Genomic DNA, 14342 nt, shown 5'->3' with positions numbered 1-14342 from the left:
ATCTGGACCGGCCGTATGTACTGGCCGGTCTCTACAACGGTCAGGACAAGCCCTCCCAGGGCAGCGGCGGAAGCGACGGCGGTGGCGGGGAGGGCCGGGCCCCACCGCTTCCGGCGCGATGTACGTCCGGGCTCCCTCGCCTACTTCTTGCGGCCGCGCTTCTCGCGCACCCGGACGGAGATATGGATCGGGGTGCCCTCGAAGCCGAACTCCTCGCGCAGCCGGCGCTCCACGAAGCGCCGGTAGCCGGCCTCGATGAAGCCCGAGGCGAAGAGCACGAAACGCGGCGGCTTCGTCCCCGCCTGCGTACCGAACAGGATGCGGGGCTGCTTGCCGCCCCTGATCGGGTGCGGATGCGCGGCGACCAGCTCGCCCAGGAACGCGTTGAGCCTGCCGGTCGGTACCCGGGTCTCCCAGCCCGCGAGGGCCGTCTCGATCGCCGGGACCAGCTTCTCCATATGACGGCCGGTACGCGCGGAGACATTCACCCGGGGGGCCCAGGCGACCTGCGCCAGCTCCGTCTCGATCTCCCGCTCCAGGTAGTAGCGGCGCTCCTCGTCGAGCGTGTCCCACTTGTTGTACGCGATGACCAGGGCGCGGCCCGCCTCGACGGCCATGGTGATGATCCGCTGGTCCTGGACGCTGATGGACTCGCTGGTGTCGATCAGTACGACCGCCACCTCGGCCTTCTCGACGGCGGCGGCGGTACGCAGCGAGGCGTAGTAGTCCGCGCCCTCCTGGAGATGGACCCGCCGCCGGATACCGGCGGTGTCGATGAACTTCCAGACGACGCCGCCCAGCTCGATCAGCTCGTCGACCGGGTCACGGGTGGTGCCCGCGACCTCGTTGACGACCACGCGGTCCTGGCCCGCGACCTTGTTGAGCAGGGACGACTTGCCGACATTCGGGCGGCCGATGAGCGCGATACGGCGGGGACCACCGAGAGCGGTGCCGAACGTCTGCGCCGGGGCCTCGGGCAGCGCTTCGAGCACCGCGTCGAGCATGTCGCCGGTGCCCCGGCCGTGCAGCGAGGAGACCGGGTGGGGCTCGCCGAGCCCGAGCGACCAGAGCGCCGTGGCGTCGGCCTCGCCGCTCGGTCCGTCGACCTTGTTGGCGCAGAGGACGACGGGCTTGCCCGCCTTGCGCAGCAGCCGGACCACGGCCGTGTCGGTGTCGGTCGCGCCGACCGTGGAGTCCACGACGAAGACGACCGCGTCGGCGGCCTCGATCGCGTACTCGGCCTGGGCGGCGACGGAGGCGTCGATACCGAGGACGTCCTGCTCCCAGCCGCCGGTGTCGACGATCTTGAAGCGACGGCCGGCCCACTCGGCCTCGTAGGTGACCCGGTCGCGGGTGACGCCGGGCTTGTCCTCGACGACCGCCTCACGGCGGCCGATGATCCGGTTCACGAGAGTGGATTTGCCGACATTCGGGCGGCCGACGACGGCGAGGACGGGCAGCGGGCCATGACCGGCCTCACCGATCGCGCCCTCCACCTCCTCGGCCTCGAAGCCCTCCTGAGCGGCAAGCTCCATGAAGTCCGCGTACTCGGCATCGCCGAGCTCTCCGTGCTCGTCGGCGGAGTCGATCTGGTCGTTCATGAAGTCCGTACCTCGTTCATCGTGATCGGTGCGCCGCGGCACGCGGCGCACTACTCAAGTACTCAAGTTTCCGCTAGCGCCCGGTCAGGCGCCTGGCGTTTTCCAGGTGGACGGTCAGCCGTTCCTGGATCCGCGCGGTGGCGTCGTCCAGCGCCTTGCGGGTGCGCCGGCCGGTGCCGTCCCCCGCCTCGAAGGCGTCACCGAAGACGACGTCCACACGGCTGCGCAGCGGGGGCAGCGCCGGTATCAGCCGGCCCCGGCGGTCCGTACTGCCCAGGACCGCCACCGGCACGATCGGCGCCCCGGACCGTACGGCGAAGTACGCCAGCCCGGCACGCAGTGAGGCGAAGTCTCCCTCGCCCCGGGTCCCCTCGGGAAATATCCCCAGCACACCGCCGTCCCTGAGCACCCCGAGCGCGTCGGTGATCGCGGCGCGGTCGGCGACCGAACGGTCCACCTTCAGCTGGCCGATGGCCCGCAGGAACGGGTCGAGCGGGCCGATGAACGCTTCCTTCTTGATGAGGAAGTGCACCGGACGGGGCGAGGTGGCCATCAGCATCGGGCCGTCGATGTTGTGCGCGTGGTTGACGGCGAGGATGACGGGGCCGTTCGCCGGGACCCGCCAGGCGCCCAGCACCCGCGGCTTCCACAGGCCGTTCATCAGCCCGATGCCGATGCCGCGCCCGATCGCCGCGCCCTTCTCCGAGGCCGGGGCCGGGGCCGGGGCCCGGGTCACATCCTTCGGTGACATGGCTCCGGCCGCCGGTGCTGACGGTGTGCTCACTTCGTGTTCCGCTTCTCCTCGACCAGGGTCACGACACACTCGATGACCTGCTGGAGCGTGAGCTCCGTGGTGTCCACCTCGACCGCGTCGTCGGCCTTCGCGAGCGGGGACGTCTTGCGGCCGGAGTCGGCCGCGTCCCGCTTGACCAGGGCGTCCTTGGTGGCGGCGACATCGGTCGCCTCCTTGCCCTTCAGCTCACCGCTGCGCCGCGCCGCGCGCGCCTCCGGCGACGCCGTGAGGAAGATCTTGACATCGGCGTCCGGCAGCACGGTCGTACCGATGTCGCGGCCCTCGACCACGATCCCCTTCGCCGCCGCCGCGGCGATGGAGCGCTGGAGCTCGGTGACGACGGTCCGTACCTCGGGCACGGCGCTGACCGCGCTCACCTTGGAGGTGACCTCCTGGGTACGGATCGGACCGGCGGCGTCCGACCCGTCCACGGTGATCGTGGGGGCGGCCGGGTCGGTCCCGGAGACCAGCACCGGCTTGCCCGCGGCGGTCGCGACGGCCGCGGCGTCCGAGACATCGACACCGTTGGTGATCATCCACCAGGTCATCGCGCGGTACTGCGCGCCGGTGTCCAGGTAGCGCAGCCCGAGCTGGGCGGCCACGGCCTTGGAGGTGCTCGACTTGCCCGTGCCGGAGGGCCCGTCGATGGCGACGATCACAGCGGCCGGGGCGGTCCGGGCGGGGGTTGCTCCGTTGTCCACGGGGGTCGGACACCTTCCTGGTTCAAGGGGGTGGATGTGCGGGGACGCACATACGCCCCCGCACAAGGTTACCGAGTACTCAGGACCCCGAATGCACCCGTTCGGCGGGACGCCTACTGCCGGATCGACCAGCCGCGTTCCCGCAGGGCCGCCGAGAGCGCCGGGGCCGCCGACGGCTCGACCATCAGCTGCGCCAGGCCCGCCTGCTGCCCGGTCGCGTGCTCGATCCTCACGTCCTCCACATTGACCCCGGCGCGGCTCGCGTCCGCGAAGATACGCGCCAGCTCACCGGGCCGGTCATTGATGAGGACGGCCACGATCTCGTACGTCGCGGGGGCCGCGCCGTGCTTGCCCGGCACCCGTACCCGTCCCGCGTTGCCGCGCCGCAGGACGTCCTCGATCCCGGCGGCACCGCCGCGCCGCTTGTCCGCGTCCGAGGACTGGAGCGCGCGCAGCGCCTCGACCGTCTCGCCGAGGTCGGCGGCGACCCCGGCCAGTACGTCCGCGACCGGGCCGGGGTTGGCGGAGAGGATCTCGACCCACATCCCGGGGTCGGAGGCCGCGATCCGGGTGACATCGCGGATGCCCTGGCCACAGAGGCGTACGGCCGTCTCGTCGGCTTCCTCAAGGCGGGCGGCGACCATCGACGAGATCAGCTGCGGGGTGTGCGAGACCAGGGCGACCGCGCGGTCGTGCGCGTCGGCGTCCATCACCACGGGCACGGCGCGGCACAGCGCGACCAGTTCCAGGGCGAGGTTGAGCACCTCGGTGTCGGTCTCCCGGGTCGGGGTCAGCACCCACGGCCGTCCCTCGAAGAGATCGGCGGTCGCGGCCAGCGGTCCCGAGCGCTCCTTGCCCGCCATGGGGTGGGAACCGATGTACGGGGCGAGATCGAGGCCGAGCGCCTCCAACTCCCGCCGGGGGCCGCCCTTGACACTGGCCACGTCCAGATAGCCGCGGGCCACGCCGTCGCGCATCGCCGCGCAGAGCGTGACGGCGACATGCGCGGGCGGTACGGCGATGATCGCGAGGTCGACGGGGCCCTCGGGCGCCTCGTCCGTCCCCGCGCCGAGAGCGGCGGCGGTCCTGGCCCGCGACGGGTCGTGGTCGCTGAGATGAACGGTGACCCCGCGGCCGGCCAGGGCCAGCGCCGCCGAGGTGCCGATCAGACCCGTACCGATGACAACGGCGGTTCTCACTGGGCGATGTCCTTGCGGAGGGTGGCCGTGGCGCCGAGGTAGACGTGCGCGATCTCGGACTTGGGGAGGTCGGACTCGATATGGGCGAGGATACGGACGACGCGCGGCAGGGCGCCCGCGATGTCCAGTTCCTGGGCACAGATCAGGGGGACGTCGACGATCCCGAGCCCGCGTGCCGCGGCGGCCGGGAAGTCGCTGTGCAGATCGGGCGTGGCCGTGAACCAGACACTGATCAGATCGTCCGCGGTGAGCGCGTTGCGCTCCAGGATCGCGGTGAGGAGCTGCCTGACCTGGTCGTCCATGTGCCCGGCCTCGTCCCGCTCCAGTTGGACCGCTCCACGGACCGCTCGTACCGCCACGACGTTCTCCTCAGTGATCGAGTGCTCGCCCCAGGGTAGTCAGCCGTAGCCGACGGGGTCGCGGCGACCGTTCGCCCGCCACGTTCTCCGACCACCCCGGAACGTTACGGGGTGCCCCCGTACCCTCTTGCTCCATGACCTCGCCGGAAGCGCTCGTCCGTGAACACACCGTCTACGCGTGTGTGATGGGCTCGCGCGCCTTCGGACTGGCGACGGAGGGGAGCGACACCGACCGGCGCGGGGTCTTCCTCGCCCCGACCCCGCTCTTCTGGCGTTTCGAGAAGCCGCCGGCCCATGTCGAGGGCCCGGCCCCGGAACAGTTCTCCTGGGAGCTGGAGCGTTTCTGCTCGCTCGCCCTGCGCACCAACCCCAATGTCCTGGAGTGTCTGCACTCCCCGCTCGTCGAGCGGATCGACGACACCGGCCGCGAACTGCTCGCGCTGCGCGACGCGTTCCTCTCCCGCCACGCGCATCGGACGTTCGTCCGCTACGCCGAGAGCCAGCGCGGGAAGCTGGCGGCCGACGTACGCCGGCACGGCGCCCCGCGCTGGAAGCACGCCATGCATCTGCTGCGGCTGCTCGCCTCCTGCCGGGATCTGCTGCGTACGGGCGGTCTGGTGATCGATGTCGGCGAGGAGCGGGACCGGCTGCTGGCGGTCAGGCGGGGTGAGGTCCCCTGGCCCGAGGTGGAGCGCCGTATCGCCCGCCTCGTCGCCCAGGCCGATGAGGCGGCCCCCCGCTCCCCCCTGCCGCCCGAGCCGGACCACGCGCGCGTGGAGGACTTCCTCACCCGCGCGCGCCGCGCCTCAGCGCTCCGTGCGCACCCGGACGACGAAGTCGTGCAGCGCCTCGTACACGACGGGTTCACCGGGCAGCGCCGTCCCTGACCGCGCCTCCTCCAGCTCCGTGCGCGACCGCGCCACGTCCGCCTCCAGCCGATGCCGCTCCGGCCCTGTCGCCAGGCCGTGTTCGGCGTCGGCCTTCGCCGCGATCAGCTCCGGCAGATAGGCCGGCGCGGCCACCTCGTCCAGCAGGGTGGGCAGATGGGCCTGTATCTCCCCGCTGCGCATCAGATGGATTCCGGTGAGCAGCGCACGGAAGGTGTAGAGCAGCGGCTTGAGTTCGCCGGTCTCCTCGAAGAGCCTCCACTGCGTCCGCGCGAACCCCTGGTAGTGGTGGGCGTGATGGCCGGTCAGCACACCGGGCGCGAGCGCGGCCAGCTCGCGGTGGGCCTCGCTCGTGTGCACGACCAGCGGCGAGAGAAGCTGCTCCAGCACATAGCCGTTGCGCCGCAGCATCAGCCGGACGAACTTGCACAGATCGTGGGTGACCAGATCCATCTCCACACCGTCCCGGAGACAAGGGCCGGTCTCCTCGCCGGACACCGGCCGTACTCATGGATCAAGAATCCCAGAGCGCTCCCAGCGTCATCAGATCACCGTGGTACTCGATCCGCTCCGCCCACTCCCGGGGCCAGGCACCCGCGCCCAGGTGGGCGCCCGCGAACGCGCCCGTGAGGCAGGCGAGGGAGTCGGAGTCGCCCCTCGTGCAGGCGGCGCGGCGCAGGGCGGTGACCGGGTCCTGGGGGAAGAGGAGGAAGCAGAGCAGGCCGGTGGCGAGGGCTTCCTCGGCGATCCAGCCGTCTCCGGTGGCCAGACAGGGGTCGGTCTCCGGGGAGGGGGAGCGCAGGGCCTCCTGAAGGCGTTCCAGGGCCCCCAGGCACTCGTCCCAGCCTCGGGAGATGAACGCCTCGGGCGTGGGGTCGCCGGAGAGGGTCCAGAGGTCGCCGAGCCAGCGGTGGTAGTAGTGCTCGCGGTTCTCGTACGCGTACGAGCGCAGCTGGCCCACCAGCCCCTGCGGCTCGCCGCCGTTGGCCAGCAGATGGACCGCGCGGGCCGTCAGGTCGGAGGCGGCGAGCGCCGTCGGATGGCCGTGGGTGAGCGCCGACTGCAACTGCGCGGCGCCGCCCCGCTGTTCGTCGCTGAGGCCGGGGACGAGTCCGATCGGCGCGACCCGCATATTGGCGCCGCAGCCCTTGGAGTGCATCTGGCTGGCTCGCTGCCAGGGACGGTCGCTGTCGAGGAGCCTGCAGGCCGCCAGGCAGGTGTTGCCGGGGGCGCGGTCGTTGTCCGGGGAGTGGTACCAGCGGACGAACTCGTCGCGTACCGGGCGCTCAAGACGCAGCGGACCGAGCACGCCCCGGTCCATCGCCGTCCTGATCCCGCGCGCGAACGCCAGCGTCATCTGGGTGTCGTCCGTGACGAACGCGGGCTCCGGGAGCGCCATCTCCCGCCAGGAACCGCAGGTGGCCAGGATCGACGGCACATCCTTGAACTCGGTGGGAAAGCCCAGCGCGTCACCGAGCGCGAGCCCGATCAGCGAGCCCGTGGCGGCCTGTTTGGTCAGGGCCCTCGCGATGATCATGCGTTCCGTCCTTCCGGTCGCAGCAGAGGTGGGTGCAGCGTGGTGGCGGGGCCCGCGCGGTACAGCGCGGCCGGTTTCCCCCGGCCACCCGTCCGGCGCGGCGGCCCCTCCAGCGCCTGGACGAAACCGGGCGTGGTGAGGACTTTGCGCCGGAAGTTGGGGCGGTCGAGCGTCACGCCCCAGACGGTCTCGTACACCTGCCGCAGCTCCCCGAGTGTGAACTCGGGCGGGCAGAAGGCCGTGGCGAGACAGGAGTATTCGAGCTTGGCGCCGACCCGGTCGTAGGCGTCGGCGAGGATGTGTTCGTGGTCGAAGGCGAGCGGCCCGCGCGCGCCGAACTCCACCCACTGGGCCCGGGCCGCGTCCCCGCCGCCGTGCGGCTCGGGCAGATCGGGGACGAGCGCCGCGTACGCCACGGACACCACCCGCATCCTGGGATCGCGGTCCGGATCGCTGTAGGTGCGCAGCTGCTCCAGATGGAACGCGCCCGCGCTCCGTACCAACAGCCCGGTCTCCTCGGCGAGTTCACGGCGGGCGGCCTGCCCGGCGGACTCCCTCGGCCGTACGAAGCCACCGGGCAGCGCCCAGTCGCCCCGGTACGGTTCCTCTCCCCGCTCGACGAGGAGTACATGCAGCCGGCCCAGCCGCACGGTGAAGACGGCGAGATCGACGGTGACCGCGAACGGCTCGAAGGCGGCGGGATCGTATCCCCTCGGAGGGCGCCGCCCCCGGGCCGTCATGACCGCACCGCCGGGGAAGGGCCTGGGCCACCCCCGTGGGTCCAGGTCCCCCGGCCGTACGCGCGCACGGCCGTCCCAGTCGTGATCGCGGGATTCACTGCCACCCCCTTAATGGTCACGTTGACTATAAAACTGAACGGGCCGTCCGCACAAGGGAGAAGCCCGCGGCCATCGGGCCGCGGGCTTCGCGAATCCGGCGCCCCCGGGGAGGGGCGCCGCGGGGCTGATTACAGCCCGACTTCCTTCATCAGCATGCCGACCTCGGTGTTGGTGAGGCGGCGCAGCCAGCCGGACTTCTGGTCGCCCAGCGGGATCGGTCCGAACGACGTCCGGACGAGCCGGTCGACCGGGAAGCCCGCCTCGGCGAGCATCCGGCGGACGATGTGCTTACGGCCCTCGTGGAGGGTGACCTCCACCAGGTAGTTCTTGCCGGTGTTCTCGACGACCCGGAAGTGGTCGGCCTTGGCGTAGCCGTCCTCCAGCTGGATGCCGTCCTTCAGCCGCTTGCCCAGATCGCGCGGCAGCGGGCCCTGGATCGCGGCGAGATAGATCTTCTTGACGCCGTACTTGGGGTGCGTGAGGCGGTGGGCCAGCTCACCGTGGTTGGTGAGCAGGATGATGCCCTCGGTCTCCGTGTCGAGCCGGCCGACATGGAAGAGCCGGGTCTCGCGGTTGGTGACGTAGTCGCCGAGGTTCTGCCGCCCGTCGGGGTCCCCCATCGTGGAGACGACCCCGGCCGGCTTGTTCAGCGCGAAGAAGAGATGCGACTGCGTGGCGACCGTCAGCCCGTCGACCTTGATCTCGTCGCGGTCCGGGTCCACGCGCATGCCCTGTTCGAGGACGATCTCGCCGTTCACCTCGACCCGGGCCTGCTCGATCAGCTCCTCGCACGCCCGGCGCGAGCCCATGCCGGCGCGGGCGAGGATCTTCTGCAGCCGCTCGCCCTCCTGCTCGGCGCCCGGGTTGGTCCTGGGCGTCTTGACCGAGGGCCTGTTCGCGTACCGGTCGCGGTTGCGCTGCTCGATCTTGGCGTCCAGCTCGCGCGGACGGGACGGGGAACCGCGGCGCGGACCGCCGCGGCCACCGCTCTGCGAGGGCTTGGGGCCGCCCTTGGCACCGCCGCGGGCCGCCGCGCCCCGGGCACCGCCCTGACGGGAGCCCCCGCCGGAGGCGCCGCCCGCGGAACCGCCGGAACCGGAACCCCCGGAGCCACCGGAACGGCGCGCGCCGGCAGGTGCCCCGGACGCGCCGGCACCACCGGTGGGACCCGAGCGGCCGACGTCGTAACGGCGCTCCTCGGGACGGGGTCGTGACGGCCGCTTCTGCTCGTCGTCACGCCCGCCGCCGGCTCCCCGGTTGTCCCGGTCGCCGCCGCCGCTCCTGCCTCCGCCGCTCCTGTTGCCGCTACCGCTGTTCCTGCCGTTGCTTCGCATCAAAGTTCCGTCTTGTCGTCTGCGTCGGTGTCCGGTGCGTCCGGATCGAACGACGGAACGCCTTCCTGGCTCTCGGCCTCGATCGCGTCCGCCTCGGGGAGGAAGGGCGCGAGCTCCGGAAGCTCGTCCAGGCCCCGCAGGCCCATCCGCTCCAAAAAGTAGTTCGTCGTCCTGTACAGGATCGCACCTGTTTCGGGTTCCGCGCCCGCCTCCTCCACCAGCCCGCGCTGGAGGAGGGTCCGCATGACGCCGTCACAGTTCACTCCGCGCACCGCCGAGACCCGGGAACGGCTCACGGGCTGGCGGTACGCGACGACCGCCAGCGTCTCCAGCGCCGCCTGGGTGAGCCGGGCCTGCTGGCCGTCGAGTACGAACGCCTCCACGGCCGCCGCGTACTCGGGCCGGGTGTAGAAACGCCAGCCGCCGGCGATCAGCCGCAGCTCGAACCCCCGGCGCCCCACGGCGTACTCGTCGGCCAGTTCGCGCAGGGCGTCGGCGACGGCCCGCCGGGGGCGGTCGAGGACCTTGGCGAGATGTTCCTCGGTCGCGGGCTCGTCGACGACCATGAGGACCGCCTCCAGCGCGGGCTTGAGGTCGAGGTCCGCGACCGTACCCGCCGACCGCTCCGCCGACCGTTCCCTCGCCTGTTCCCGCTCGCTCGCCCTCACACCGTCACCTTCTCGCCCGTTTCCCCGGCCGTTCCCCGGACCGTTCCGGTGGCCGTTGCCCCGCCCGCCCCTTCATCCGCTCCGGACTCGCGGTCGAACTCGTCCGTCACCGACGCCTCCACATCGCCGTCCCCGCCCGTCCAGCGGACCATGAGCGGGCCGAGCGCCTCCTCCTGGTCCAGAGCGACGGCACGCTCCCGGTAGAGTTCGAGCAGCGCCAGGAAGCGCGCCACGACGGTGAGGGTGTCCCCGGCGTCCTCGGTGAGCGCCGAGAAGCTGACCTCACCGCGCTCCCGCAGCAGCGCGACGACGATCCCCGCCTGTTCCCGCACCGACACCAGGGGCGCGTGGATGTGCTCCACGTACACCTGCGGCCTGGGCTTCGGCTGCATCGCCTTCACCGCCAGCCGGGCGAAACCCTCGGGCCCGATACTGATGACGACCTCGGGCAGCAGCGCGGCGTGGTGCGGCTCCAGTCCGACGGTACGGGGATAGCGCCGGGCCTCGGCGTCCAGACGCTCGCTGAAGATCTCCGCGACCTGCTTGTACGCGCGGTACTGGAGGAGCCGTGCGAAGAGCAGGTCCCGCGCTTCGAGCAGCGCGAGATCGGCCTCGTCCTCGACCTCGGCGGCGGGCAGCAGGCGGGCGGCCTTCAGATCCAGCAGGGTCGCCGCGACGACCAGGAACTCGGTGGTCTGGTCGAGGTCCCAGTCCGGCCCCATGGCCCGGATGTGCGCCATGAACTCGTCGGTGACCTTCGACAGCGCGACCTCGGTCACATCCAGCTTGTGCTTGGAGATGAGCTGGAGCAGCAGGTCGAAGGGGCCCTCGAAGTTCACCAGCCGTACGGTGAACCGCCCGTCACCGGGAGCGGAGTCGGACTCGGACACGGGCACGGGCTCCGCGACAGGTGCGAACTCCGCCACAGGTGCGAGCTCGGGCACCGGCTCAGGCGCGGGCACCGGCTCCGGCACCGGCGCGGGCGGCGCCTCCGGTACGGGAGCGGCCTCGGGCACCGGCTCGGGCGCCGACGCCCCTGGCCCGCGGCCCAGAGTGCGGCGGGGCGGGCGGTGAAGACCGGGGGGCGGGGGCATCGAGATCCTGGTGGCGGGAGAGCGGCGGGGCGGCCCGCGCAGGCTACCCTCAGCGCCCGCGCAGGCGCCGTACGAGGATGCTCGCGTCGCCCCGCGATTCGAGGTCGGCGAGGACCACGGCGACGGCCTCGCGGACGATCCGGCCGCGGTCCACGGCGAGTCCGTGCTCACCGCGCAGCACGAGCCGCGCGTGCTCCAGGTCCATCAGTTCCTCGGCCGAGACATAGACCGTGATCTTCTCGTCGTGCCGTTCGCGTCCGCTGGGGCGGCGGTTGGCGCCACGTCCCCGGCGGCGCTGCTGCCCGCCCTGCGGCCCGCCGGCCGGTGTCTGGCCCTGGCCCTGCCCCGGGCCCGCGGAGGACGCGGAGGCGGCCTCCTGCGGCCGTCGCCCCTTCACGGAGGAGGCGGCCTGCTCCGCGTCGGCGGTCCGGCTCCGGGACGGCTCCTTGGCGTCCGTACCGGCGGCGGAGTGCTCCTCCACCGCGGTGGAGGAGGCGGCGCCCGCCGGGTCGCCCGACGGATCGCTCTCCCCCGCCGGAGCGGGTACCCGGGGCTCGCCGTTGGCGTTCCTGCGCCGGTCCGCCGGCGAGGAGGACTGCAGCGCCATGCCCCCGGTCGTACGGAACAGCTCGTCGGCCCCGGGCAGACTCACTCGGCGTGACACCGGGCGAGCACCTCCCTGGCGAGCTGGCGATACGCGGCGGCGCCGACGGAGTTCGAGGCGTACGTGGTGATCGGCTCACCGGCGACCGTGGTCTCCGGGAAGCGTACGGTCCGCCCGATCACCGTGTGGTAGACGTGATCGTCGAAGGCCTCGACGACGCGCGCGAGGACCTCACGGCTGTGCACCGTACGGGAGTCGTACATCGTGGCGAGGATGCCGTCGAGCTCCAGCTCGGGGTTGAGCCGCTCCTGGACCTTCTCGATGGTCTCCGTCAGCAGCGCCACCCCGCGCAGCGCGAAGAACTCGCACTCCAGCGGCACGATCACCTTGTGCGCGGCGGTCAGCGCGTTCACGGTCAGCAGACCGAGCGAGGGCTGACAGTCGATCACGATGTAGTCGTAGTCCTGCATCAGCGGCTTCAGCGCCCGCTGGAGCGTGGACTCGCGCGCCACCTCGCTCACCAACTGCACCTCGGCGGCCGAGAGGTCGATATTGCTCGGCAGCAGGTCCATGTTGGGCACGGCGGTCTTCAGCAGCACCTCGTCGGCCGCCATGCCCCGCTCCATGAGCAGGTTGTAGACGGTGAGGTCCAGCTCCATCGGGTTCACACCGAGGCCGACCGACAGGGCTCCCTGCGGGTCGAAGTCGACGAGCAGCACACGCCGGCCGTACTCCGCGAGCGCGGCACCCAGGTTGATGGTCGACGTCGTCTTGCCGACGCCGCCCTTCTGGTTGCACATCGCGATGATCTTCGCGGGGCCGTGGTCGGTGAGCGGGCCCGGGATCGGGAAGTACGGCAGGGGACGCCCGGTCGGGCCGATCCGCTCGCGACGCTGGCGGGCCGCGTCGGGGGCGAGGGTGGCCGCGTACTCGGGGTCCGGCTCGTACTCGGCGTCGGGGTCGTAGAAGTGCCCCTCGGGCACTTCGTCGTAGTCGGCGAATGGAGTGGACTCTCGGCCACCCTCGTTGCCGGCCATGGCGTTCACGTGTTGGCCGTCCATCATCTGGTGGGCTGTCGTCATGTGCTGGTGGGTGGCGAAGGTGCGGACCGCTACGGAGCCGACAGCCTTGAGCCCGGACGACGGGCTCTGGCTCCTCACAGGCATTCCTGGTAGACCACCCCCGGGAGTAAATGTCGACTCATTCACAAGTCGTCTTACCTCCTTGGACGGGACCAGGAAACTTATCGATAGGTCAGCGTGGCACCATGCCGACGGTTGGCGACTCTATGGCGTGTCACCGCTTCGCAGCAACACAATCCGCCGGACCCGGCCCGATGTGTCGGCAACGGAACACCTCTCTGTCAAGGGCGCACAAGCCTCTCACCAAGGCATGCCCGGCAGGTTTCGCCGACGCGCGAAACGGTTGAAAGCATTATGTTCGAGGCGTGTTGACCAGCCGTCCGGCGGTCACCGGACACGCGTACGGCCGGACCTCGCTGGGCAAGATCCGGCCGCTGGCGCGAAGTTGACGAAGCGCGTTGACACCTCAGCCCAGAAGCGCGGCCAATTCGGCGTGATCCAGCCCATGGGCCTCGGCGACCTCACGGTAAATGACCTGGCCCTCATGGGTGTTGAGCCCCTTGGCGAGCGCCGGGTCCCGGCGCAGCGCGTCGAGCCAGCCGCGGTTCGCCAGCTCCACGATGTACGGCAGCGTGGCGTTGGTCAGCGCGTACGTGGAGGTGTGCGGAACGGCGCCCGGCATATTGGCCACGCAGTAGAACACCGAGTCATGGACCCGGAACGTCGGCTCGGCGTGGGTCGTCGGCCGTGAATCCTCGAAGCAGCCACCCTGATCAATCGCAATGTCGACAAGTACACTTCCGGGCTTCATCTTGGCGACAAGCTCGTTCGTGACCAGCTTCGGCGCCTTCGCGCCGGGGATGAGAACGGCACCGATGACGAGGTCCGCCTCGACGACCGCCTTCTCCAGTTCGAAGGCGTTGGAAACGATGGTCTGGACCTTCGTGCCGAAGATCCTGTCGGCCTCGCGCAGCTTGTTGATGTCGCGGTCGAGCAGCGTCACATGGAAACCCATGCCGACGGCGATCTGCGTGGCGTTCCACCCCGAGACACCGCCACCGATGACGACGGCCCGGCCGGCCGCCGTACCGGGCACACCGCCCGGCAGCACACCCCGGCCGCCGGCCGAGCGCATCAGGTGATACGCGCCGACCTGCGGCGCCAGCCGGCCCGCGACCTCGGACATCGGGGCGAGCAGCGGCAGCGCGCGGTTCGCGGTCTCGACGGTCTCGTACGCGATGGCGGTGGTGCCCGAGTCGAGCAGGGCGTCCGTGCACGCGCGGGAGGCGGCGAGATGCAGATACGTGAAGAGCGTCTGGCCCTTGCGCAGCCGGTGGTACTCCTCGGCGATCGGCTCCTTGACCTTCAGCAGCAGCTCGGCGGCGGCCCAGACCTCGTCGGCGGTGGCGAGTATCCGCGCGCCGGCCGTGGCGAACTCCTCGTCCGTGATCGAGGAGCCGGCGCCGGCGTTCCGCTCGATGACGACCTGATGCCCCTGGCGTACCAGCTCATGGACGCCGGCCGGGGTGATGGCCACCCGGAACTCGTTGTTCTTGACCTCACGGGGGATACCGACCAACACGGCAGATCACGGTCCTTGGCTCAGGGGATGTCCGGGGGATGTCCAGGGGCGATCCCATACAT

14 protein-coding genes and 1 pseudogene are annotated in these 14342 nt (G+C 71.3%); 1 reads left to right on the top strand and 14 read right to left on the bottom strand.

All coding sequences use genetic code 11. From position 1 onward, the window contains the following. Positions 1-140: 140 nt before the first annotated feature. From der to aroH, 5 genes are all read right to left on the bottom strand, one after another. The gene (gene der / locus AB0M67_RS40475) at positions 141-1601 is read right to left on the bottom strand and encodes a ribosome biogenesis GTPase Der (protein WP_365753102.1); all 1461 of its coding nucleotides are present in this window, start codon (positions 1599-1601) and stop codon (positions 141-143) included. 73 nt (positions 1602-1674) lie between these two features. Next, positions 1675-2352, bottom strand: coding sequence for a lysophospholipid acyltransferase family protein (locus tag AB0M67_RS40470; protein WP_365753110.1), 678 nt, complete (start codon positions 2350-2352; stop codon positions 1675-1677). A gap of 29 nt (positions 2353-2381) precedes the next feature. Continuing rightward, entirely contained in the window at positions 2382-3095 is a 714-nt protein-coding gene (cmk, locus tag AB0M67_RS40465) for a (d)CMP kinase (protein WP_365753100.1), read from the bottom strand. Between the two features lie 113 nt (positions 3096-3208). Further along, positions 3209-4294 (bottom strand): prephenate dehydrogenase, encoded by a 1086-nt coding sequence (locus AB0M67_RS40460; RefSeq protein ID WP_365753098.1) that lies wholly within the window; start codon positions 4292-4294, stop codon positions 3209-3211. Continuing rightward, positions 4291-4653, bottom strand: a complete 363-nt coding sequence (gene aroH, locus AB0M67_RS40455) for a chorismate mutase (RefSeq protein WP_365753096.1) — start codon at positions 4651-4653, stop codon at positions 4291-4293. The genes AB0M67_RS40460 and aroH overlap by 4 nt, the downstream gene beginning before the upstream one ends. 134 nt (positions 4654-4787) lie before the next feature. Between aroH and AB0M67_RS40450 the strand changes: the two genes are divergently transcribed. Further along, complete coding sequence (locus AB0M67_RS40450; RefSeq protein WP_365753094.1) at positions 4788-5540, top strand: nucleotidyltransferase domain-containing protein; 753 nt, start codon at positions 4788-4790, stop codon at positions 5538-5540. Here the strand turns inward: AB0M67_RS40450 and AB0M67_RS40445 are convergent. The 9 genes and pseudogenes from AB0M67_RS40445 to ald all read right to left on the bottom strand — a co-directional run. Next, a pseudogene (locus AB0M67_RS40445) lies at positions 5460-6008 on the bottom strand (nucleotidyltransferase domain-containing protein); the annotation flags it as partial. The gene AB0M67_RS40450 and the pseudogene AB0M67_RS40445 overlap by 81 nt on opposite strands. Positions 6009-6054: 46 nt before the next feature. Next, positions 6055-7077, bottom strand: coding sequence for an ADP-ribosylglycohydrolase family protein (locus AB0M67_RS40440; RefSeq protein ID WP_365753092.1), 1023 nt, complete (start codon positions 7075-7077; stop codon positions 6055-6057). After that, a complete protein-coding gene (locus AB0M67_RS40435; protein ID WP_365753090.1) occupies positions 7074-7817 on the bottom strand; it encodes an NUDIX domain-containing protein in 744 nt (247 codons plus the stop codon). The genes AB0M67_RS40440 and AB0M67_RS40435 overlap by 4 nt, the downstream gene beginning before the upstream one ends. Positions 7818-8044: 227 nt before the next feature. After that, positions 8045-9250 (bottom strand): pseudouridine synthase, encoded by a 1206-nt coding sequence (locus AB0M67_RS40430; RefSeq protein WP_365753088.1) that lies wholly within the window; start codon positions 9248-9250, stop codon positions 8045-8047. Then, positions 9250-9918, bottom strand: coding sequence for an SMC-Scp complex subunit ScpB (gene scpB, locus AB0M67_RS40425; protein ID WP_365753086.1), 669 nt, complete (start codon positions 9916-9918; stop codon positions 9250-9252). Before scpB ends, AB0M67_RS40430 begins: the two co-directional genes overlap by 1 nt. Further along, positions 9915-11012 (bottom strand): ScpA family protein, encoded by a 1098-nt coding sequence (locus tag AB0M67_RS40420; RefSeq protein WP_365753084.1) that lies wholly within the window; start codon positions 11010-11012, stop codon positions 9915-9917. The genes scpB and AB0M67_RS40420 overlap by 4 nt, the downstream gene beginning before the upstream one ends. Before the next feature lie 49 nt (positions 11013-11061). Then, positions 11062-11664, bottom strand: a complete 603-nt coding sequence (locus AB0M67_RS40415) for a hypothetical protein (RefSeq protein ID WP_365753108.1) — start codon at positions 11662-11664, stop codon at positions 11062-11064. Further along, positions 11661-12782, bottom strand: a complete 1122-nt coding sequence (locus tag AB0M67_RS40410) for a ParA family protein (protein WP_030354916.1) — start codon at positions 12780-12782, stop codon at positions 11661-11663. Before AB0M67_RS40410 ends, AB0M67_RS40415 begins: the two co-directional genes overlap by 4 nt. A gap of 382 nt (positions 12783-13164) precedes the next feature. Then, the gene (ald, locus tag AB0M67_RS40405; RefSeq protein ID WP_365753082.1) at positions 13165-14280 is read right to left on the bottom strand and encodes an alanine dehydrogenase; all 1116 of its coding nucleotides are present in this window, start codon (positions 14278-14280) and stop codon (positions 13165-13167) included. Positions 14281-14342: the final 62 nt, after the last annotated feature.

Origin of the sequence: Streptomyces sp. NPDC051662, assembly GCF_040681655.1 — a bacterium.
Lineage (GTDB): Bacteria > Actinomycetota > Actinomycetes > Streptomycetales > Streptomycetaceae > Streptomyces.
This window is presented reverse-complemented; position numbering and strand designations above follow the sequence as displayed.